A 21,014-nucleotide genomic window follows, 5' to 3' on the forward strand; every position below is an offset into this window, starting at 1 on the left:
GGCTGCCCCCTCAAGTTGGCACGGGCTCTTTGCGCCCAGGTCGGGAAGATCCCAGCCGAGTACGCTCCGCGCATGGCTGTTTCTGTGGACATCCCGGAGTACTTCGAGGACTGCGAACTGGTAGCTGGCGAGGATCTCGCCCGGGAGCCCGCCTTCTGGCTCGCTCACCTCTTGTTGACCGTGGGTGACATGACCGACGACCCGCAGCGCTATGGGGTGGATCTCTCGGCCTACGAGGACATGGTTGAGCGCCTCAGCGACCCCGAAGAGCCCTGGCCGGTCCTGCGCGCTCCCATCGCCGGTGGGCATACGGCCTACGTCGTGTACGCCAACTTCGAAGACATGAACAATGTCGACTTCTTCGTCCGTCACCCTGACTGGGGACGGCTGGGTTACCTCGGCCAATGTGGCCCCGAAGGTGCCCGCCCGGGGCTGTCCTGGACGGAACTCACGGCGCTGGCAGCACCCACGTCGGACCGCGGCGAAGGCTTGACCGACCGGTCGCAGCGCCTCCTGCTCCTCCTTCCGATGCTCGGGGATGCGGAGATGCCCAACGAAGCCCAGAGCACTGTGGCGCAGGCGCTGACCCACTGCGGAGTACCTTCCGAGGCGGCCCGCGAGTTGGCGAGAACCTTGCTGGACGAGCCTGAGTCAGGCGAGGGCCCCCGCTGGACCCTGACTGCTGACAACCCGATCGCGATCTGTTCGTCGCCCTACAGTCCACGCCAGGTACCGCTGGCACTCGGTATCACACCAGAGCAGGCGCAGTCCCTCGCCGACGTCCTCAACGGCCGAGGAGCGCCATCCCGTGACATCCATCAGTGACATCAACGCCGACGAACTCCGGGCGAAGAGGTCGTGGGTTCACAGCCCGCCGCCGCGACAGTGTCAGGTACTTATAGCCCGTGGAGCTTCCACAGCCCCTTCGCGAGAGCCGATATCCCGCCGGCCAGCGCGAGCAGAAGCACGAGACGACGAGCGTGTCCATCCGGCACTCGCCCCGCCAGCACTTTTCCGATCGCGGCGCCTGCCGTCATGGCGACAACGACCAGTTCCCAGACCGACGCGTTGAGCCGCGGCAGGCCGTTCGCCGCAAGAGACAACGCGTTCACCGCTACCCCGTAGAACTGCGCGTTGGGGACGAACTCCCGCACGGTCCAGCCCGCGTTCACGGCGTACAGGGACAACGGTGGACCACCTACTGCGGCCGACGAGTTCATGAAGCCGCCCACAGCCCCGGCCGCCACGGCTCCCCAGGTGCCACGCAGCGCGGGAATGCGCAGTCCACGCAGCACCAACACAACCGCCGTACTCACCAGTGCCCCAACGCCGATCAGCAGTGTCGGCTCGGGTAGCTGTGCGGCCGTCCAGGTCCCGACCGGTACGGTGCACGCTGCCGCGGCGATCAACGGCACCATCGCCACCAGGCGCACGTTCCGCCAGCCTTCGGCAATGCCGACGACGCTGATGGCGCCGGCCGCGCAGTTGGCCAACGCCACCCCCGTTCCGGGACCGAGGACGAGTATCAACGCCGGTACCGCGACGAGTGCGAACCCCATTCCGGTGAGCCATTGCACCGACGCACCTGCCAGGACAATTCCGCACAGCAGCACGTCGGCCGGCCAGCCAGTCACCGGTGACTCCCCACACGTTCCTCCTTCGGCTTCGGCGAGACACTGAAGCCTTTACGACCAGGGTCCTGAAACGCAATGACCTTGCAGCCGGTTGCGGGGGTGAAGGGGTTCTGTCTGACCCGTCGATGCGCATGCGTACCGGGCAGTTGAACGTCGGCATGGTGACGGCAGCGCTGATGGCGACGGCACCCGGCAGCTATTCGCAGAAGCAGAACGGACGTGCTGGGGCGTGTCCGCCAACCCCGCCCGGTGCGTGCGACAGCCGTGCCGGATACAGGGGCAAAGCAGTCAATCTTGAGGGCTGACGGATACCTCGCGCGCTTTCGGCTCAGGTCGACCGGCCGCAGGTCACGTGCCGGGCACCCAGAGGGAGTGATCGTGCTCCCGCAAGTGGCCCGCGGGAGCCGTCGGCGGTGCTGACCCCACCACGGCCGGGCTTTGAGAGTTACCGGAAAATGCCGGTGAGCCTTTGGCCCGCCCCCGGCTATTCTGCCTCGTCCTGAACAGACCAGGGAGGTCCCCCAGCATGAGCACCACCACGTCGTCCTTTCCCGAGCGGATCGAGCTCTCCGGGGAGGGTCTCGTCCTGCGCGACTGGACGGAGGCGGACCTGGTCGCTATGCCGGAGCTGTTTGACCACCCCGACATCGCGTACTGGACCCCGATCGTCTCCCCGTTCGACGAAACGGCCGCCCGCGCACGGCTGGACCGGGACCGACAGTTGCGGGCGGAGGGCACGACCATCCTGCTCGCCATAACCGTCGACGGCGGCGCACCACTCGGCGAGGTGATGCTGCGGCGTGCTCCCGAGGGCACGGAGCTCGGCTACGCGGTCGGCCCGGCGCACCGCGGCCAGGGTCTGGCGGCGCGGGCAGTGCGGGTGATGGCGGCATACGCCTTCGAGCAGTTGGGCGCGGAGCGGGTGATCCTGGAGCTGGAGGCCGAAAACGCCGCCAGCGTCGCCGTGGCCACCAAGGCGGGCTTCAGGCTGCTCGACGTGGCGCTGATCAAGGGTGTGGAGAAGGGGCGACCCTACGCCCTGCAGACGTGGGGTCTGAACCGCCCCTGACCCTCAGTTGTTACCCGAGCACCGATCGCACGCTCACCCAGGCCCGCGACCGGCAGGCTCCGGATGAACAAACCTCCATGCCCATCCGTCCGCCCTGCGACGGCCCGCTGAAGGCCGGTGCCTCCGTTCTGAGCCGACGCGAGGACGACAACGGGAGCACCCGCCGCATGGGACCGGCGGGTGCTCGAGCCAGCACGTCTGGTGGAATTGGGCTGACCGGCCCTACGCCCCACCAAAGGCCGGCTCACCTCTGGATCTGCACTTCTCAGTACTGCTCGGTCTCCATGAAACCCGTGCTCGCGTTGTCGTCCGCGTCGAAGGCGGCGGCGGTCGGGTCGAATCCCGGAGGGCTGTCCTTCAGGGCCAGGCCCAGGCCGGCCAGCTTCGCCTTGACCTCGTCGATCGACTTCGCACCGAAGTTGCGGATGTCCAGCAGGTCGGCCTCGGAGCGCGCCAGGAGCTCACCCACCGAGTGGACGCCCTCACGCTTGAGGCAGTTGTAGGAGCGGACCGTGAGCTCCAGCTCCTCGATCGGCAGCGCCAGGTCGGCGGCCAGGGCGGCGTCCGTGGGGGACGGACCCATGTCGATGCCCTCGGCGTCGATGTTCAGCTCGCGGGCGAGACCGAACAGCTCGACCAGGGTCTTGCCGGCGGAGGCCATGACATCCCGTGGACGCATGGCCTGCTTGGTCTCGACGTCGACGATCAGCTTGTCGAAGTCGGTGCGCTGCTCGACACGCGTCGCCTCGACCTTGTAGGTGACCTTGAGAACCGGCGAGTAGATGGAGTCGACCGGGATACGCCCGATCTCCTGGCCCACCTGCTTGTTCTGCACGGCGGAGACATAGCCGCGACCGCGCTCCACGGTCAGCTCCATCTCCAGCTTCCCCTTGCCGTTGAGCGTGGCCAGGACGAGGTCGGGGTTGTGCACCTCGACACCGGCCGGGGGCGCGATGTCGGCGGCGGCGACCAGACCCGGGCCCTGCTTGCGCAGGTACATCACGACCGGCTCGTCGTGCTCCGAGGAGACGACCAGCTGCTTGATGTTGAGGATCAGGTCGGTGACGTCCTCCTTGACGCCCGGCACGGTGGTGAACTCGTGCAGGACACCGTCGATACGGATGCTGGTGACAGCAGCGCCGGGGATCGACGACAGGAGGGTGCGGCGGAGGGAGTTACCGAGGGTGTAGCCGAAGCCCGGCTCCAGCGGCTCGATCACGAACCGGGAACGGAACTCGTCGACGACCTCTTCGGTCAACGAGGGTCGCTGAGCGATCAGCATCTGTGGATCAGATCCTTCAGTCGTGGACGCCCGCTATATGACGCCCGACGGGGCCGCACCCGGCAGGGTGCGGATACTGCAAGGGTACGGGCGGTACGGCTCCTGATGGGGGAGGTACCGCCTGAATCCTCAGGCAAGCCGTACCTCAGACGCGGCGGCGCTTCGGCGGACGGCAGGTTCAGCTCTTGCAGGAGTGGAGTCTAACGATCAGCTACTCCTGCCCTTGAGAGTCTGCCACCAGCGTAGTTCGTGGGTGCATACTGGGGGCGATGACAAAGCCTGCTGCACCGAAGCGTCACTTGCCTACCAGCCCCTTCAAGGCCCCGGTCACGCCGGCTCCTAAGCACTTCGCCGTGGGTGATCAGGTCACGCACGACACGTATGGCCTCGGCCGGGTGATCGGCATCGAGGACGGAATCGCGGCACTCGTGGATTTCGGCTCGGCGCAAATGCGGATCTTGAGCCCGTACGCCAAGATGACCAAGCTGTAGGACCGCTGTGCCCGGTCACGGAACGCCAGGCCCCCTCAGGGACCTGTAACGAAAGAGAGACATCTCATCGACCTGACGTCGCTGTTCTCCGCCCTGGAAGGGCAACCCCGCTGCGCCACTGCGGCATCGCCTCCTCCGACGACAAACCCCTTCCAGGCCCCGGACTTCGGGGAAGACGAGACTTTCCCCCTCGAGGATGCCCAGGAGCCCGTCTCGGGCACGCATACGGCGCGACCCAAGGCGGCCTAGCTCCCACGAGTGCGGTGGTCCGGACAGCTGACCGAGGGCCGTCTCCGGTGCTGCGGTGAGGAGTGCGGCCGTCTCGGTTCCCGTCTGATTCAGCCCCGTTCACCGTCGTTCAGCCAAGACCGTGTGCCGGGCCCTTCCCGTAGGCAAGCCGCCCACGAACGCAGGTGAACACCCCTGCGACCGACGCGGGCGGCGGTAAGGGGCTCTGCCGATACGCTCGCGTACTGGATGCTTCCAAGGAGGGGTGTTGTCGCCTCTCAACCGTGGAAGTGATCGCGCCGGGTCGCGACCACCCTGGGCGCCGTGGCCGGCCCCGATCTCGCCGCCCCGACCGGGAGCCTCGCCCAGTCCCTCTGCATGCCCACCCTCGCCGGACCCTTCCTCGTGTCCGGCGCCGCCTACATGCTCGCCGCTCTCGCCCTCTCGGGCATCGTGGGCGCCACGACCGGCTGCCCCGCGCTCGCGCTGACCGGCGGCCAGCCGTCCCTCGCTCTGCTCGCCGAGGAGTGGGACCCATGGCTGCAGTGGCCGGTCGGGAACTTCCCGCAGGCGTTCAGCCATGAGCCGTTGATCGACACGGCACTGCGGCTGACGGCGTCCGGCGCGCACGGGGCGGAGGATGTAGGCAGGCGGCCTGACGAGTTCTCCCTCGGCGGATGGCTGAGGAAACTGGCACGGTACGAGGAGAGCCCCCATGGATACTCGTCCACGCACCGCTGCGGTGCGCTCCCGGATGGTGGCCGGGTTCGGGGATGGAGCGATGGTGGTGCGTACGGCCGTCGCCGCCGGGCTCTCCTGGTGGATCGCGACCGCACTTCTGCATTCCGACTCGGCCTCGCTGGCGCCCGCGGGGGCGATTCTGGGGGGCTCATGCGACGCCGTTCGCAACCGCGCGCAAAAGCCTGCAGCGTGCGGCAGGGATCGGTGTCGGATTCCTGCCGGGCGTGGCAGCCGCCGCGTCGCTGGGTGTGAACGCGGTCACGGTGCTGCTTGCCACCCTGATCGGCATGTATGCGGGGAGACTGCTGCGGCTCGGACCGCAGATGCATCAGGTCGCCTTGACGGCGGTGCTGGTGATGGGCACCGCCGCTCACTTCGGATACGGTGCGACCCGCCTGGAGGACAACGTGGTGGGCGTCCTCATCGACACCCTGGTCGGCCTCCTGCTGCCCGCACCTGGATTCACCCGGCGTGCGGGCGAGGAACTGGCCCGTCTGACCCGGCAGATCGCCGACCTGCTGACCCAGGTGTCCGACCAGCTCGCCGCGGGTGACTGGGCGGCGTACAGCGGGCAGTGGGTCAGCCGTGCCCGGGAGCTGTCCAGGCGGCTGGAGTCGGTCCGCAAGGCGGTGCGCGAAGCGGAGGACGCCATTCGGTTCCGCCCCCGCGCAGGCAGGGCCCGACCCCGGATCGATCGGCTTGCCGAGGCCACCCAGTGTCTGGACCACGTCGGGCACCAGGTCCGCGGCCGGGGCCTGTACAACCTGACCTTCCGTGAAGGTCGGCCGCCCCTTCGCGGGGACCAGCACGACAGCCGTCTGCTGCCCGAACCCGCGAGCGCCCCGCCGGGTCTGGACCGGGTCCTGGCCGACCTCGCCGCCCTGCTCGGACTGCCGGCCGACGTACACGCCGTGGAAAACCCACCCGACACGGTCCTGCTCCAGCGGCTCAGGGCTGTCCTCGTTGCCGCCGAGGCCGCCTTCTCGCGTACCGCCCTCGACCAGTCGCCCGGCTATGCGGACCGGAAGGTGCTGTGCACGGCGGGCATCCTCGAGGACGCCCGCAAGATGATCCACGAACTCGACCCGGACATCGGCCCGCATCGCGGCGCCTTCCACGCATGAACGGGCAGCGGCGGGCGCGCACTGCCGCCGGCATCCGCCACGCAGGCCTGCGCACCGCTGCCCGGCGGCTGTCCGCCGCGCCGGGTCACCGTGGTCGTTCCTCCCCTTCCCGAACGGGTTCGGCTGCGGCGGCCGGGGGTGGCCATTCGGCAGGCGTGGCGTTGGCAGGCTGCGCGTGCCTCGGTGGCGAGCACGAGTGCCTGTCACAAGGGCCGGCGCCTGCCGGCCGACGCCGCCTGACGCCGTTCGCTCACCGGGAGCGGCCGGTGAACCGAGCATCCCGTAAGTGCCTTACCCGGTTGCAGTACAGCAGCGAATTTCAGCAACCATCAAAACCGAAGGTGGCCGCCGTCGGTCCCCTACGACTGTCCGACCAGCCTTCTGAACCGCAATGGCTGCCCAGTCGGTTCTCCCGAGTCTGGCCGTCCTCCGCCTCGCCGGCTGCAACCCGGATTCGACCGACCCCGAAAACGTCGCCCCGGTCAACCTGATGAACGGCACATCCAACGTCGCGCACATCTTCTGGTGTCTTGGCTCCAGGCTGTCCTGCTCTGGGTCGACGGGGGCACTGGCCACGTACAGATTTCGTCCTACGAAGTGCTACTGCGGATCAAGGCCGCCTCAGGCCCCGGGGACACGTCTGTGAAGATGACGCCCCCGGTCGTCGGATAGCCCTGAGCAGGTCGTATCCCTCGGTCAAGCCCGGATACGACCACTGCTCGGAGGGATCGTCTTCAAGCGCAAGGGGCTGAGCGTCACATGCCGACGTAAGCCATATCTGCCGTACGCAGCCGTACCTGTCTGTCTGTGCAGTTCTGTCGGCTGACGGTCTCCACCCTCGACGGGGCAGTCCACGACGGTCTCGCTGGACCCGCGCCACACACGGATCCGTGCTAGTTTGGGCTTAGTTGCAGTTGGTACCCATGAAAATCAGTGTGCGCCTGACGGTATATGACCTTCAGGCGTATTTTGTTTTCCCGGTGTGCTCCGGATGGGTCATTTCAGCAACCAGGGTTCCACGTGGAGTGGAACACTAGACGACCCATGTGAGGAGAAAAGCATGGCCACCGGTACCGTGAAGTGGTTCAACGCGGAAAAGGGCTTCGGGTTCATCCAGCAGGACGGCGGCGGCCCCGACGTCTTCGCGCACTACTCGAACATCGCCGCCCAGGGCTTCCGCGAGCTGCAGGAAGGCCAGCGGGTGAGCTTCGACGTCACGCAGGGCCAGAAGGGCCCCCAGGCGGAGAACATCCGCCCCGCCTGACGGTGTCCCGGGCCACCGGCAACGGCGGCGTAGACAGGGCCTGGGCCAGCGTCTCGACGAGCGCTGGCCCACGCTTTTTCGCGCAGCACCCGTGGGGGATCCCGGCGCCTGTCTGCGACCACCGGGACACTGGCATAACGTGCCCGAGGACGTCCCAAGCGGAGTAGCCGGGCGTTGCGCGGCTGAGGCAAGAGGCGCTCCAGGCAGAAGCTGGACCTGTTCCTTTTCCTAACTGGGCACTCCGCTGACGGGACTTCGATACGAGGTCGGAGCCGTGCTCGATGCCGCGCCGGGCGATGGCTGGGGTGATCTCGAACCGGCGGACCCGGTCGCGGTAGACGCCGTGGTCGCAGCCGCGGTCGGTCGGCATGGATGCGCCGGAGGCGGCGCAGCGGCTGACCGCGCGTACCACGGATCGGCGAGCTGGAACCCCCACCGGGCGAACGTGTGGTAAGTCAGGCGGTAGTTGATCAGCCATCCGCCAACTGCCAGCAACACCAAGCAACCGCTGCCCAGAGGACTCTGCGGACCCTCCGGCGGATTGAGGACGGCGCCGTCAAAGCCATGAAGCAAAGTCGATCAGGGTCTGCGAGGGGGCGTCAAGGACGCTCTCGGCTGTAGTGCAAGCTCGCTCAGTAACTGACGATGATATTGGGGCTCCTTGAAAATGGTTCTGCCCGCGATTCAGTGAGTCCGCAGGTCAGCCGCTGGCTGCGGGAACGCTCGTCCGGCACTTGGCGCCGACGAGTCAGTCCCACCAGAACGACCAGTGCGTTCGTTGCGGCAGGCTCTGCGCGTACGTGGGGAAGGGTGTCGGCGGATCGTCGACGATGTTGTCGGCGGTCGACAGGACATGCTCCAGGGCAAGAAGGTCCGCGTGCGCGGCGGTTCGCGGCGGGCGGGCAACGGAGACGAACAACTCGCCTCCCATTCCCACCACCCGGGCGCCGAATCGCTCTTCCCAGCTGCGCAGCAGCGCGCACACCAGCGGCAGCGGAGCCTCCGCATTCCAGCCGAGAAGTGCTGGGATATCGGCGCTGTGCTGTGCGGGGACCAGCACGAGGCTGCACCCGGCCGGCCTGTACGGGTTTGTAGCTATGAGGTGACCGATCGTGAGCGCTGCAGCGTCCGCCGGGGAGGGATCAGCGTCCGCCACCGGCGTCGCCGGTGCCAGACCCGGCCATGTCTCGAAGGGTGGGCCCGGATCGTGCGGCCACGGCGCGATGCCCTCGGGCACCGGCACCGGTGTCGGGTCCGTCCACCAGGACAGACGGCGGCGCCTGTAATCGGTGAAGTCCGAGGCCAGGACGTTCTCCAGACGGACAGCGGATATTTCTGCCAGATCTGTTGGACGACCGAGGAACGCCCCGCCCAGCAGCGGCACCAGTCCGGTGTCTTCTTGCCCGTGCAACAGGGGGCGCCACACGCCATCGACGTCAGACGGCAGTTCGTCCGCAACCCAGACGCACGCGGACCCCGAGGAGACGAACCGCCCCGGAGGAAGACCCTCTGGCAACGCGAAACCCATGCCCGGACGATAGACCTCGGCTCCCTTCGGTCGCACACCGCCCCATACGGCCGGGCTGCGTGTGTCGCCACTCGAGGTCTGCGCGTTGCGTGCCCGGTCCGACGCGACTCAACGGGGACTCACGGGGAACAGCGGCGCCGATCGCGCTCCGGCCCAGGTCAGTGCCCCACCAGGTCAGCCGCGATCCGCATACAGCGTCTTCCAAGCTGGGCCTCTACGGCACAGCCAGGCCACCGACCAAAGCCGTTCCGCCCGCTCCAGAACGGCTCCTGACTGATTCCCCTGGTGAGGGACGGTTCCACCTGGCGGTGGGTTTGGGATTTCAGCCCACAGTGGCTCGAGCAACGACGGCTCTCAAGAGTGTCGTGTAGATGAGCAGGCCACGTGCCGCACGGCCAGCAGCGCCACGTCGTCCTCGTTGTCCGGTGGACGCGCCCGCGCCAGCAACTGGTCCGTAAAGGACTCCAGGGGGCGGTGGGCCAAAGATGCGGCATGACGGCGCAGGCGGTTCAGCCCCTCGTCCAAGGTGTGGCCTGGGGACTCGACAAGGCCGTCGGTGTAGAGGAGCAAGGTTGCCCCGGGCGGCAGCTCCGTCGTCGCGTCGGGACGGTCTTGGTCGGGTGCGACGCCCAACAGGAGCCCGTGGCCCTCGGTCAGATACCGCGCCACGCCTTCACGGGTAACCAGCAGCGGAGGCGGATGACCCGCGTTGGTCCAGGACAGCTCGCACTGGCCGTCGTCTTTCTCCGTCATGCGGGCGAAGACCAACGTGGCCAGGGAGACCTCCGCGATGTCCCCCGTCGCCTGGTCGAGACATTCCACGATCTTGCTCGGCGGCTCCAGCTGGGCCCGGGCGTACGCGCGGAGCATGTTGCGCAGCTGGGCCATGCCGGCCGCCGCTTCCAGGTCGTGGCCGACGACGTCGCCGATGGCGAGAGCGGTGGCGCCGTCCGTCAGTGTGAACGCGTCGTACCAGTCGCCGCCCACTTGGGAGGCGTCCGGGGCGGGCAGGTAGCGGGCGGTCATGCCGCGGTCGGGCGTACGCGGGAGCTTGGGCAGCAGATGGCGCTGCATGGTCTCGGCCACCTTGCGCTGGCGCTGGTAGAGGCGCGCGTTCTCCAGGGCGAGGCTGGCGCGGCGGGCGATGTCCTCCAGCAGGGCGATGTCGGTGGCGGTGAACTGCTCGGGCTGGTCGGCACGGCCGAGAGTGAGGGCGCCCAGTACCTCGTGCACGCTGCGGAGGGGGACCAGGACTGCCGAGTGCATGCCGGTCGTCTCGAACAGACGCCGCTGCTCGACCGCAATACCCGGGTTGGTTCGCCCCCGATAGGTCTCCGGGCCGGCGAAGGTCGGCGCGACGCCGCGCAGGGCGCGGGCCAGGGGCATGGGGGGACTCCTGCTGCACCGGCGGCATCAGCCCCTGGAGGTCCTCCCGGAACGCCACGGTGTCCCCCTCGGCATGGGCGACGGCGAAGCGGACCACCTCGTCCTCCTCGCTGATCAGGTCGATGACGGCCCAGTCGGCGAGACGGGGCACAACCAGATTGATCAGGTGGCGCAACGCCTCGTCGATGTCCAGCGTGGAAGTGAGCAAAGTGGTTGTCTCGGCGAGCAGCGCAAGCCGTTCCAACTCCGAAAGCCGCCCGGTGACCGGGGGCCGCTGGGCAGGCTGCCCAGAACGTCCTGCGGAGTGAAAGAGGACGAGCGTGGCGGACGGCCGGAGGCCGACGCCGCAGGGAGTGGCCAGCCACGAGACCGGCAGCAACGTGCCGTCGCCGCGCTCGAGCCACTCGCCGTCACCCTGTTCCGTGCGCCCGGCGAGGACGCATTCCCTCATCCGGCACTGGGCCCTCGGGACAGGTTGCCCGTAGCTGGTGCGATGCAGCAGGTCGTGGGCGTCCTTGCCGATCAGAGCAGAAAGGGGGCGGGCCAGGAGTTGTTCGCCGCGCCTGTTGACAGCGATGATCAAGCCCTGCGCGTCCGCCAGATAAGCACCCGCGCCGAGGGCGTCGAGAGCCTTGGCGACCGTCGTCTGAGGACCATCCGGGCCTGTCATGGCGTGCCTCCCGCCACCGGGGAAAACACCTCGGCCACCCGTGCTCTCCTTCGGGGTTCCCCTGAAGGCACAGGTAATGCGCATAACAGGAAGGATCGATACAATTTTTGGCCGCTCAGCCTGAGCGTCCGTTCGCTGAGACGATCACAGAGGTCGAGTCGGTCACGTCGTCCATCGTCCACCACTGAGGACCTCTGGCGGCTGAGGATGGGGCCGCCTCCGGGCCGTCGGAGGGCGCTCAGGTCGCAGCGCTGATCGATTACACGGCCGCCGACGGCGTGGGCCGGATCGACTGGAGTGTGGTGAGCGTGGACTCCACGGTGTGCCGAGCTCATCAGCATGCCGCCGGGGCTCGTCGCAGGCCAGCCCGTGTGCCGGGGCGGCGCCATCGCCCCGCTGAGCACCGTTCCGACGAGGCGGTTGGCCGCTCACGGGGTGGTCTTACGACGAAGACCCATCGGACAGGCCTAGCGTGCCCGACGGGTCGGCACAGTCCCTGCGACTCTCCCGGCTACGCTCGCACGGGAGCGCCCCGCGGCACGTGGCTGCGGGGCGCCTTGTGGGGTTTAGTCGATCTGCTCCCCGTCGTGCGTACCGCCCTTGCAGAGGTTGTCCGCCAGATCGGGCGTTCCGCCGCCCTGCTTGCACTCAGAAGGGGTGACGTAAGATCGGGCACCCTGCGCGGTGGCGGTGGCGACGGTGGCGGCGCCTGCGAGGCCGAGTCCGACGAGGGCTGCCGTGGCGATGGCGGCGGCGAGGATTCGTCGAATGCGCATTTGGTTCCCCTTTCACGGATTGCCTCGGTTGGGGCACTTGTCAGCTTGATCTTCACCCATGTGGGTGGCACGTCATGTTGCGCCATTCGGGTGACAGTGCTGTCGGGTGCGGGGTCGGTGACGCGACCCGTCGGACAGGCCCTAGCGCCCTGGGTCCCGGCGGGCGGTGAACCCCGCTGCTGCACCATGGGGCGGATCTGGCTGCATGTCCATGGATGAGGCTGGTGACGGGGCCGGGTCGGGTACTCCCGTCGATGACAGCCCTTGTGGGTTTTTCGGCGCGGTGGTCTGCCCCGGTCCGACGCGGTAGGGCCGCATCATCTCGTTGTCCTCGTGTTCGAGCATGTGGCAGTGCCATACGAACAGGCCGGCACGGTCGAACGTCGCTTTCAGGCGTGTGACGGTCCCTGGGTAAGCGATGACGGTGTCCTTGAAGCCGCGTTCCGATGGCTCAGGGGGCAATGTGGTCTTCTGCCCGAACTTGCGCCGGTCGACGACCTGGAACTGGACCTCGTGAACGTGGATCGGGTGAGCATCGGCGGTGAAGTTGTGGATTTCCCAGATCTCGGTTGCTCCCAGCGCCGGATTCTCCGTCGCAGGGTCATCCCATCGCATGAGGACCTGCTTCCCGTGTCCGTCGACGGTCCCGAGAAGTGCTTCTCGGGGGCCGACATGCGGCAGAACAGTGGAGTTCTGCTCATTGAGGGAGACTCTGCGGATGCGGTCCACAGTGCCCAGAGGTACGAGTGGCGGCAAGGTCAGCTGAGACGGCGGCACGCTCGTGTCAGGCGAGGTGTGGGACTGGACGACGAACTTCAGAACCTGCCCGGTCGTGCTCGGGTTCGCGGGCACGAAGTCGGTTCCCGCTCTCCCCCCTTTGAACGCGGAGTCGGGGCCTTCGTTGATGAGGTACAGAGCAGTGCCGGCAGATACCGAGGTGAAGTCGATGATCACGTCGGCGCGCTCCGCGGGAGCGATGAGCAACTGCTCGAGTTGTACGGGCGCGGGAAGGAAGCCACCTTCACTTCCCAGTTGCCAGAGGGCAACGGCCGGGTCAGCGGGACGGCGGGCGGCGGGATCGGCGACGACCTTCAGAATGAGGAACCGCGCATTGCACCCGTTGAGCACACGGAATCGGTAGCGTCGGCGCTCCACGTCCAGGACTGGCCAGGTTCTGCCGTTGACCACCATCGTGTCGCCGAAGAACTCGGGATTCCAGATCGGCGGAACATCGCTGCCCGGCACGTAGGGGCCCTTGAATCCGTCGAAAACAGCGCGTCCCGCAGGGTAGAGAAGGCTGCCGTCCTCGTAGAAGGATCTGTCCTGGATCACGAGCGGGATCTCGTAATAGCTCCGACCCGGTGGATCTCCAGGACGGGGGGCGGGCCCAGGTAGGACGCCATCGGGCAGGTCCGCCGGCCCCCCGCGCAGAAGATAGAAACCGGCCAAGCCGGCGTAGACGTTCAGACGCGTCACACCCAAGGCGTGATCGTGGAACCAAAGGGTCGCCGCGCGCTCGTCGTTGGCGTACTGGAAGACGGCCTCTCCCGGATCCCATGTGACGCCGTAGGCGGCTGCGGCCTTGTGCTTGTACACGTCGTAGTACGTTCCGACCCGGGCGTAGCCGGCGGGGATGTCGACAGCCTCGGGAAGGTACCAGGCTTCGGGGTATCCGTCGCTTTCCTCCGTGTTCTGGCCTCCGTGCAGATGCGTCACGATCGGCACCGGGCCGGTGTACGGACCGGGCGTCGAACGGAACATCGGGTGCCCGTCCCGCTCCCCCGTCCCACCCGGCGGGTTCGCCCAGTGCAGTGTCGGGTCGACCGGCAGCAGGTGGGGCAGATGGTGGCCCGAGCGGTCGAGTAACTCGTTCTTCCACCGCACCCGCACAGGCGTGCCAACCCGAGCTTCCAAGGTGAGGGACGGGGAGTGGAAGGTGCCGGCTTGTCCCGTGGAGCCGTATCCCCACACCGTTGTCGCCGGCAAGCCGGGAGGCAGCATTTGCTGGCGGAACTGACGAGCGCCGATGGAGTAGTGGTCGATCCCACCCTCCGAGCCGCGGTCGGACCGCGGCATGACCGGAGGGACTACCAGACGTGTGCGGTACTTTCCGATACGTTCCGGATCCAGAGCCCTGCGCCCCGCCGGTGATGACAACCGCGCCGGGACGAACTCGATACAGGAGGGAAGGAGCACGAACGCGCCTCCGGTAACGGCAGCCTGGATGACACGCCGCCTCGTAGCCACACCCGTTCTCCGTTCGCCTTGCCGGACCAAAGCCGGCCCACGTCACACTCGCAGGTTTGCACAGACTGCTGTGCCCTGGGCTGCGCAGTTGCTCCGGACAGGGCACCCGGCGTGGTCAACGGGCGACACCCCGGCAATTCACGGCACATCGTCACCAGCGACAACACCGCTGGGGGACAAACCCGCTGCACGCCATCGGGCGGCACCGAGCGCACGTCCACCGAGTCCACCGCGGTCGAATGGCTCACACCCCACGAGGTCAGCCAGCGCATGGCCGAGGTCTTCGCGGTCCGCCTCCTGGACGCCTCGGACGGCGAGGGCCCGCACGTGAGAAGCCACGACGGCAAGCAGCCCCCTGTGCACCCGGGCCACCGCCCCGAGCGGAACTGCCCACGTGGCGCCAGACTGGAAGCAGCGGTGTTGAGCCTTCCCCGTGACGGGTTCCTCGTGTTGGAGTGTGCAGCGGAGGCGCACTGCTACGCCCAGGTCTGGCTCCGGCCTGACGGCACCTACGAGCTCGAATATCGTGATCGCAGTCCTGCCGAGCACTATCAGACACGGACAGTCTCAGCGGACAAGGTCATTGCAGCCCTGGTGGGCTGGGCGGCGGGCGAGATCGCCTGGCGGGATGCCTTCCAATGGAACTCGATCGGCTCCTGGTTCAGCGATTCCTAACCGAGCTCGCAAACAGACGGGAGGCCACGAAGGGTTCGGAGCTTGGGGCCGTCTCCGGGCGGTCCGACAGGAACCGGCGTTGACAGGGCACGCCCGATCCACGGGGTGCGGGTCGACGACGGGCGGGACAGCAGCTCGGGGTGGGGTCAGCTGACGCCTGTGCCGCAGTCGGTGCGGATCTCGGCGCTGGCAGCCATGGAGTCGTCCGCCTGGATTCCGTCGATTTCGACCGAGACTGCCAGCCGGTAGTTGTAGGTGCCGACCCGTCCTTGAGGGCATGGGGCAGACACTGCGTGGCCGGACTGGTCCTGCTGGGATGTCCAATCGGTCTGGCCATGATTGTCGTACCGGCGCCAGCCGGACCAACTGTCGCGTTCAATCGTGTAGTGCTGCCGCATCTTCGCGGTGCGTCCCGAGCAGCGCGTGTGGAAACCGGCGGAGTGGATCTGCGCGCGTGGCTGTGCGCCACCGACCACGATCTCGCCGTTCACAGCGACGGGTGAAACCGTCGTGGTGCACCACCACCCGTGCACAGCGATGATCTTCACGTAGTCACATGCGGTCTCGCTGCCCGGCGCGTGGTAGTCGGTGACGCGGACAGCATTGGGATCCTTGGGAGCAAGGCCGACGTCTCCGATCGTCATTCGCACCGAGCTGTCACGCAGCTCCTCCGCCCGCCACTCCAGCTTGGTCTGTATCGGCTCGGGCTTGACGCTGGGCGTTTGGCTCCTGGACGCGCACGGCGTCGCATTCGTCGGCAGAGCGGCGTGGCGCAGCCCCGAGTCTGCCGTGGATCGGCAGGCCGTGATGGTGAGCACTGCTGCGGCCAGCGCCGGGCCGGCCAGGATTAGGCGCATCGCCGCGTCTCCCCCGTGTGGACGGAGCGTGCTACCGCTCCGAGTCGCTTGCCACCGACGGTCATTGGTGGATGTGCGCCGAAGGGTAGCGCCGCTGAAAGCACGCCAGGGACCGCGCCCTGGCCCCGACGACCGCCATGCGGCTCCGCACGGATACCTGACGCGGTTGACGACTGGTGTGTCGCATACGTGTCGCAGCTCGCAAGAGTTGAGACCATCGAGGTCGGACTGTGCAGCTCAGAGCCCGTCTCGCCGCGCAGAGTCGCTCCAGGCCTGACTGTCCCGGCCCGTGGCGGCACGTTCCAGCTGGGCCCTCAGGCGGTCGGACTCGGTGTCGTCTGCGCGGGGAGCAGGAAAACTCATCGTCATCTCCGGGATCAAGCAGACGGTCGCAAGATCACGTTCGCCGATGTGTCGATTGCTGTGGATGCGCGCCGGTGGGCATGTCCGGTGAAGCTGGGCCGACCGCCCGGGCGAGCCGTTGCAAGTCTGCCCGGTACGCGAGCTGTTCCGATGGGACGCGGAGCCACGGGGAACGACGGGCCCGGCTGCGCTCTGTCCCAGGTCCGAGTCTCGGCAGGCAGGCCAGGGGCGCCATATATGCCGTCCTCCAAACTGGGGCTCTATGGCGCCTGGAGTCAGGGGTGTACTCGGGGACAGTCAGCTGTGATCATGGCTGGGCCCCGTCGTAACTCTCAGGGATGCCCCATGCTGCCAGTGCCAGACCGCGAAGACCCATTCGTCCTCCGTACCTACTTCGGCGACCACCCTGCGTGGGAAGCGCTCCAGTCAGCGATCCTTGGAGCAGATCCCGAAGGCGGAAGTAGCTCTGTCGGCTTCGTCGACGACCTGGCGTACCGCGACCTCACAGCAGAGCAGTTCACGGAGCTGATGCCCCAGGGCGATCACGACCCCACATTTCTCCTGCTGGCAGACGAGCGGGCCATGACCGACAAGGAGTACCCGATCCTCGTCCTCGACCTCTTCGAAGCAGGGCGGGGTCAGTCCTTTCGGGTCACCGCATCCGAGCTTTGGTCTATTGGCGCCAACCTCTCAATAGGGAACATCGACTTCGAAGAGTTCGCAGACGCTGTAGACGGGGACGGCGTCTTCCGTCGCTTCCCTGACTGAACCCGCGCGAATGCTGGAATCGCGGACAGGCTACGGCCGTGCCACTCCCGTGTCAGAACGGACGAAACCCACGGGGACTCGGGGTGCATAGGGGTACGTGCCGCCGGCCTCCGGCCAAGGTAGGGGACGCGCAGGCCACGCCTGTGATGGCCCACCCTCGCTCCTGAAGTGGTTGTCCGGCGTACTCACCGATTCCACACCCGCCGGAACTTTTCGGCCGGGATGGCATCCAGCGGATCCTCTTCAGGGTCGATCGCTTGGTCTGTCAGGCCCCGTGCTCGTCCTCCAGGTGCTCCCAGCCGTACCGGTGGAGTTGGCATGGGGTCAGAACCGTCGTGGCTGGGCGGTCGACTCCACGGCTTTGGGCAGCCACCATGGGGCGAGCCTCGAAGATCATGGCCCCGACGTCGTGCTTTACCGGGCAGGTTCACAGACTGCCCGACGCGCCGGAAGCTGACGGGGCCATGATCACTCGCCCCATGGCAGCTCCAGCCCAAAGCCGCTACACCGACCGCGAGCGCAGGCACGGCATGCATGATGGCGCACGTGCGGAACGCGGTGGTGGGTCAGGCCGGGCCGTCGGCGTCCTGCGTGGAGGCCGCGAACGCCTCGGGGCCCTGCTCCGCCGCCGCCGGGTCCATCCACATGACCTGCCAGCCGTGGCCGTCGAGGTCGAAGAAGCTGCGTGAGTACATGAAGCCGTAGTCCTCGGCGCCATCCGCCTCGGAGCCGCCCGCCGCGAGCGCAACGGCGCTGACCTTATCGACCTCATCCCGGGATGACACGCTGAAGCAGTACAGCGCCAGCGTGTGCGTGGTGGGATCGGCCATCGGCAGTTTCGCGAACTCCGCGAACTTCTCACGGCTGAGCAGCATGACGAAGGCGTGCTCGCCGACCATCATGCAGGCGGCGGTCTCGTCGGTGAACATCGGGTTGAAGCTGAACCCGAGCTCAGCGAAGAACGCCTTGCTGCGCGCGAGGTCTGCTACGGGCATGTTCACGAACAGCATGCGGCCGGGGTGTGCGGGATTGGTCATGGTGGGTCTCCAGTCGGTGGTTCGATGGCGTACGTCCTGGTAGACCGGCCCAGTCGGCGGAACTCATCGGTGGGTCTCGGCCAAGTCGCAGTCGCAGCGTTGATCGATATCACGGCCGCAGGTCAGACACCCTGTCCTTCACTTCTTCGGCTTCTGGTGGAGGTGGCCCCCTTGTCGACACGCGTGCCGTGCCTATGCGTGCTCTTGCCCGGTCGGGACCGTGCCCGTTCCGACGGAACACAGCGGGGACTCACAAGACGAGGCTCGCTCCAGGACACCGACTCGCGGACACCGACTCGCGCACTGACGCATGACGCCGAGGCACAGAAGCAGAAGCAGCTCCGGGGCAAACCCGATGAACCAGCCGGTGAGAGCTGCAATCGTCCCGATGGCCCAGGGTGTTTCGAACTCGATCCGGACCAGGTACCTGAGCATGAACGCCGAGCCCAGGAACACCCCGACATCGACCGGAAACCAGAAGATCATCGTGACGAGCTGGGCGTCCAGCACGCTGTGGGAGCACAGGAACCTAACCATGGGGTCGCACTCGCTGGGCGCGGCGAAGCCCACCCACGTCCGGACGAACAAAACGATGAACGGGATGTACCAGGCCGTCATGACGGCCAGGCTCCGCCAGGAGTCAACCGTTTGGAGCGCGGTGGTGAACGACCGCGGACAAAGCCGAACGGTGTCCTGCCCAGGGGGAACAGAACTTGAAAGCGAGTGTGTCCTTGCCTAGCCCTCGGTCCCGGTGGTGGGCCGGACTGCCCGGCGGCACCGGGAAACACTGAGCGCGTCGGCCCTGCGCAGCTCTTGCATGATCAAGGTGACGCTGCGCCCCACAGGTGTGTCCGAAACGCCCGCGTCGGCGACTCATCAGCCGTACTGCAAAAGCGTCGGCACCGGGCCCCGAGGCACCGGGCCGCGATCGTGGTCACGGTGGGTGCTTGAAGAGAACCAGCAACCCGAACGCGTACCAGCCGGCGAAGATCGCCCCGCACCCGTACAGGCAGCCTTGCACGGGGCGGGGCAGTCGGGCGATCGGCCGTACGACCAGCAAGAGCATGATCGGCAGGAACGGCAGGATGAAGCGGGCTTGGACAACGGTGCGCCCGGTGTGCCGAACATCAGCGCCCAGGCCCCGGCGAGCGCCAGCACCAATGGCCATGGCACCTGGCGGTCCACTGCCAACGCGACCACGCCCACTGCCACGATGAGGATCACCGTCAGCACGACCGGGTAACGGATGTCCGTGTTCTGGTAGGTGATCAGTTTCTGCAGGAACCGCAGGCTGCCCAGGCCGAAGTCGAATTGCTGGTCCCAGGCCTTCTCCACGATGAACCAGCCGTCGAGCCGGCCTATTCGGCTGCCCAGGTACAGCCAACTGAAGAGGAGTCCGAGCGGTGCGATGCCCATCGCCGCCCAAGGCCGCCGGCCGGCCCGGCGCAGCGTCAACGCCCTGATCGCGCTGATGGCTACCACTCCCACCAGCACGGTCGAGGTGGGCCGCACGGTGCCGGCCAGCGCGCAGAGGGCGCCCGCCCACAACCAGCGGCGCGCCACCACCGCGATGAGCGTCCACATCAGGAAGGCGGTGAAGGTGGCCTCGGAGTAGGGCACCCACAGGGCGAACGCGTACGGCGAGCACGCCCAGAGTCCCACGCAGGCGTAACCCGCGCGACGGCCGAACAGCGACCCGGCCAGCGTGTGTACCCCGGCCGCGGCAATCGCCGCCATGGACCACGAGACCACCACTCCGGCGTACGGGAAGGGCAGGAAGGTCACCAGGTGTACCGCGCGGATCAGGGCGGGCACCATCGGGAAGAACGCGAGGCCGCTGGGCTTGGGCAGTCCGCTCGGGGTGTACTCCAGGTGGTTCGGGTAACCGTGCTCGGCGATGTGCAGGTATCTCGCGCTGTCCCACCGCGTCAGAACGTCCGTGGGGTGGTAGCCGCGAAAGTGACTGATCGCCAAAAGCAAACCGAAGCCGGTCACGGCGATCGCCAGGTAGATCCCGGCCGCGGTCAGTGCCTCGCGGCGGTCGAAGCGCACGTTCACACGGCGGCCCGTCAGTGCAGTGCGTCCGAGAGCCGGACGAAGCTGTGGCCGGTTTCCAGCAGGTGGGGTACGGCGGTGGCGATACCCCGGGCGGTGCCGCCCTCGGGGTGGTTCATATGGCACAGGACGATCGATCCGCGGCGGGCGGACGCGACGGTGGCAGCGACCTGTGCGTGGGTGAAGGTGGCGCCGCCGTCGCCGTTGACCGAGAAGCTGACGAAGCGCTCCCCCAGGTCGGTGACGATCCGGGTCGCGACGTCGTCGCAGTACGCGGTGCCGGACCGGAAGAAGCGCGGCGGGGTGCCGAGCAGCCGCGTGAGCTTGGCCCGGTTGCCGGCGATCTCGTCATAGACCTCGCCCGCGCTGCGGGTACCGGGAATGCCGTAGGCAGAGCGTCCGGTGACGGACAGCGGGCGGTGCCTCGTGCCGTGGTTGGCGATCTCGAACAGCGGCTCCGCGGCCAGGCGACTGGAGACCGCCGGGTTGGCGTCTATCCAGCGGGAGTTGATGAACAGCGTCGCCGGTATCCCCCGGCCGCGCAGAAAGCGGATCAGTGCCTCGTCGTAGCCGCTGCCACCCGGGCCGCCGCAGGCGTCGAAGGTCAGCGCGATCACGCGTTTCCCGGTCGGCAGCGTGTGCACCACTCCGGGTCCGTCGAAGCCCCAGGTGCGCGGCACGGCGTGCCCGAAGCGGGCCACGATCGCGGCACGGGTGAGCGCGCGCGCCGCAGCGGCCGTCGTGGCCGGCGGCGCAGAAGCCGGAATGCCGGCATCGGTCGCCCCGGATGAGGGAGACGGGCTGGACGTGGACATCCCG

Annotated in this window: 17 protein-coding genes and 4 pseudogenes; 9 read left to right on the plus strand and 12 right to left on the minus strand. The window is 67.6% G+C overall.

Annotated features, from left to right (window positions below):
• Positions 1-72 precede the first annotated feature (72 nt).
• The gene (locus ABZ904_RS09645) at positions 73-825 is read left to right on the plus strand and encodes a hypothetical protein (protein WP_361822279.1); all 753 of its coding nucleotides are present in this window, start codon (positions 73-75) and stop codon (positions 823-825) included.
• 71 nt (positions 826-896) lie between these two features.
• On the opposite strand, the gene ABZ904_RS09650 is transcribed toward ABZ904_RS09645, so the two are convergent.
• Positions 897-1,634, minus strand: a complete 738-nt coding sequence (locus ABZ904_RS09650; protein WP_359391883.1) for a sulfite exporter TauE/SafE family protein — start codon at positions 1,632-1,634, stop codon at positions 897-899.
• A 526-nt stretch (positions 1,635-2,160) separates the two neighbouring features.
• Between ABZ904_RS09650 and ABZ904_RS09655 the strand changes: the two genes are divergently transcribed.
• Entirely contained in the window at positions 2,161-2,703 is a 543-nt protein-coding gene (locus ABZ904_RS09655) for a GNAT family N-acetyltransferase (RefSeq protein ID WP_359391882.1), read from the plus strand.
• Between the two features lie 265 nt (positions 2,704-2,968).
• On the opposite strand, the gene ABZ904_RS09660 is transcribed toward ABZ904_RS09655, so the two are convergent.
• Positions 2,969-3,985: a DNA-directed RNA polymerase subunit alpha gene (locus ABZ904_RS09660; RefSeq protein ID WP_359391881.1), complete on the minus strand. Its 1,017-nt coding sequence runs from the start codon at positions 3,983-3,985 to the stop codon at positions 2,969-2,971.
• Positions 3,986-4,254: 269 nt separating this feature from the next.
• Here ABZ904_RS09660 and ABZ904_RS09665 point away from each other — a divergent pair, with 269 nt between their 5' ends.
• The 4 genes from ABZ904_RS09665 (at position 4,255) to ABZ904_RS09680 (ending at position 7,833) form a co-directional block, all read left to right on the plus strand.
• Entirely contained in the window at positions 4,255-4,476 is a 222-nt protein-coding gene (locus ABZ904_RS09665) for a hypothetical protein (RefSeq protein ID WP_359391880.1), read from the plus strand.
• A 552-nt stretch (positions 4,477-5,028) separates the two neighbouring features.
• On the plus strand, positions 5,029-5,697 hold the full coding sequence (locus tag ABZ904_RS09670; RefSeq protein ID WP_359391904.1) for a hypothetical protein: 669 nt from the start codon (positions 5,029-5,031) through the stop codon (positions 5,695-5,697).
• Positions 5,670-6,569, plus strand: a complete 900-nt coding sequence (locus ABZ904_RS09675) for a hypothetical protein (protein WP_360992506.1) — start codon at positions 5,670-5,672, stop codon at positions 6,567-6,569. The genes ABZ904_RS09670 and ABZ904_RS09675 overlap by 28 nt, the downstream gene beginning before the upstream one ends.
• A gap of 1,060 nt (positions 6,570-7,629) precedes the next feature.
• Positions 7,630-7,833 (plus strand): cold-shock protein, encoded by a 204-nt coding sequence (locus ABZ904_RS09680; protein ID WP_359391878.1) that lies wholly within the window; start codon positions 7,630-7,632, stop codon positions 7,831-7,833.
• Between the two features lie 262 nt (positions 7,834-8,095).
• Here the strand turns inward: ABZ904_RS09680 and ABZ904_RS09685 are convergent.
• From ABZ904_RS09685 to ABZ904_RS09695, 3 genes and pseudogenes are all read right to left on the minus strand, one after another.
• Positions 8,096-8,252 (minus strand): annotated as a pseudogene (locus ABZ904_RS09685) (IS5/IS1182 family transposase); the annotation flags it as partial.
• 329 nt (positions 8,253-8,581) lie between these two features.
• Positions 8,582-9,244 carry a DUF4253 domain-containing protein gene (locus ABZ904_RS09690; protein ID WP_359391877.1) on the minus strand — a complete coding sequence of 221 codons (663 nt, stop codon included), beginning with the start codon at positions 9,242-9,244 and terminating at the stop codon, positions 8,582-8,584.
• A gap of 471 nt (positions 9,245-9,715) precedes the next feature.
• Positions 9,716-11,417: pseudogene (locus ABZ904_RS09695) on the minus strand (SpoIIE family protein phosphatase).
• A gap of 287 nt (positions 11,418-11,704) precedes the next feature.
• Here ABZ904_RS09695 and ABZ904_RS09700 point away from each other — a divergent pair.
• Positions 11,705-11,875 (plus strand): annotated as a pseudogene (locus ABZ904_RS09700) (IS5/IS1182 family transposase); the annotation flags it as partial.
• A 108-nt stretch (positions 11,876-11,983) separates the two neighbouring features.
• On the opposite strand, the gene ABZ904_RS09705 reads toward ABZ904_RS09700, so the two are convergent.
• Positions 11,984-12,193, minus strand: a complete 210-nt coding sequence (locus ABZ904_RS09705) for a hypothetical protein (RefSeq protein ID WP_360992501.1) — start codon at positions 12,191-12,193, stop codon at positions 11,984-11,986.
• A gap of 141 nt (positions 12,194-12,334) precedes the next feature.
• Positions 12,335-13,789, minus strand: coding sequence for a multicopper oxidase domain-containing protein (locus tag ABZ904_RS09710; protein ID WP_360992498.1), 1,455 nt, complete (start codon positions 13,787-13,789; stop codon positions 12,335-12,337).
• Positions 13,790-14,623: 834 nt separating this feature from the next.
• Between ABZ904_RS09710 and ABZ904_RS09715 the strand changes: the two are divergent.
• Positions 14,624-14,791, plus strand: a pseudogene (locus ABZ904_RS09715) (NUDIX hydrolase); the annotation flags it as partial.
• A 470-nt stretch (positions 14,792-15,261) separates the two neighbouring features.
• Here the strand turns inward: ABZ904_RS09715 and ABZ904_RS09720 are convergent.
• Complete coding sequence (locus ABZ904_RS09720; RefSeq protein WP_360992495.1) at positions 15,262-15,933, minus strand: hypothetical protein; 672 nt, start codon at positions 15,931-15,933, stop codon at positions 15,262-15,264.
• A 747-nt stretch (positions 15,934-16,680) separates the two neighbouring features.
• Between ABZ904_RS09720 and ABZ904_RS09725 the strand changes: the two genes are divergently transcribed.
• Positions 16,681-17,103, plus strand: a complete 423-nt coding sequence (locus ABZ904_RS09725; protein ID WP_359391873.1) for a hypothetical protein — start codon at positions 16,681-16,683, stop codon at positions 17,101-17,103.
• A gap of 566 nt (positions 17,104-17,669) precedes the next feature.
• Here ABZ904_RS09725 and ABZ904_RS09730 read toward each other — a convergent pair.
• The 4 genes from ABZ904_RS09730 to ABZ904_RS09745 all read right to left on the minus strand — a co-directional run bounded on the left by ABZ904_RS09730 (position 17,670) and on the right by ABZ904_RS09745 (position 21,010).
• Positions 17,670-18,140 carry a VOC family protein gene (locus ABZ904_RS09730; RefSeq protein ID WP_359391872.1) on the minus strand — a complete coding sequence of 157 codons (471 nt, stop codon included), beginning with the start codon at positions 18,138-18,140 and terminating at the stop codon, positions 17,670-17,672.
• A 192-nt stretch (positions 18,141-18,332) separates the two neighbouring features.
• Positions 18,333-18,758, minus strand: coding sequence for a hypothetical protein (locus tag ABZ904_RS09735; RefSeq protein WP_359391871.1), 426 nt, complete (start codon positions 18,756-18,758; stop codon positions 18,333-18,335).
• Positions 18,759-19,016: 258 nt separating this feature from the next.
• On the minus strand, positions 19,017-20,192 hold the full coding sequence (locus ABZ904_RS09740) for a hypothetical protein (protein ID WP_360992488.1): 1,176 nt from the start codon (positions 20,190-20,192) through the stop codon (positions 19,017-19,019).
• Positions 20,193-20,209: 17 nt separating this feature from the next.
• Positions 20,210-21,010, minus strand: a complete 801-nt coding sequence (locus ABZ904_RS09745; RefSeq protein WP_360992485.1) for a polysaccharide deacetylase family protein — start codon at positions 21,008-21,010, stop codon at positions 20,210-20,212.
• Between the last annotated feature and the right edge of the window lie 4 nt (positions 21,011-21,014).

It is taken from the genome of Streptomyces sp. NPDC046900 (assembly GCF_040644975.1).
In the GTDB taxonomy this organism is placed as follows: domain Bacteria; phylum Actinomycetota; class Actinomycetes; order Streptomycetales; family Streptomycetaceae; genus Streptomyces.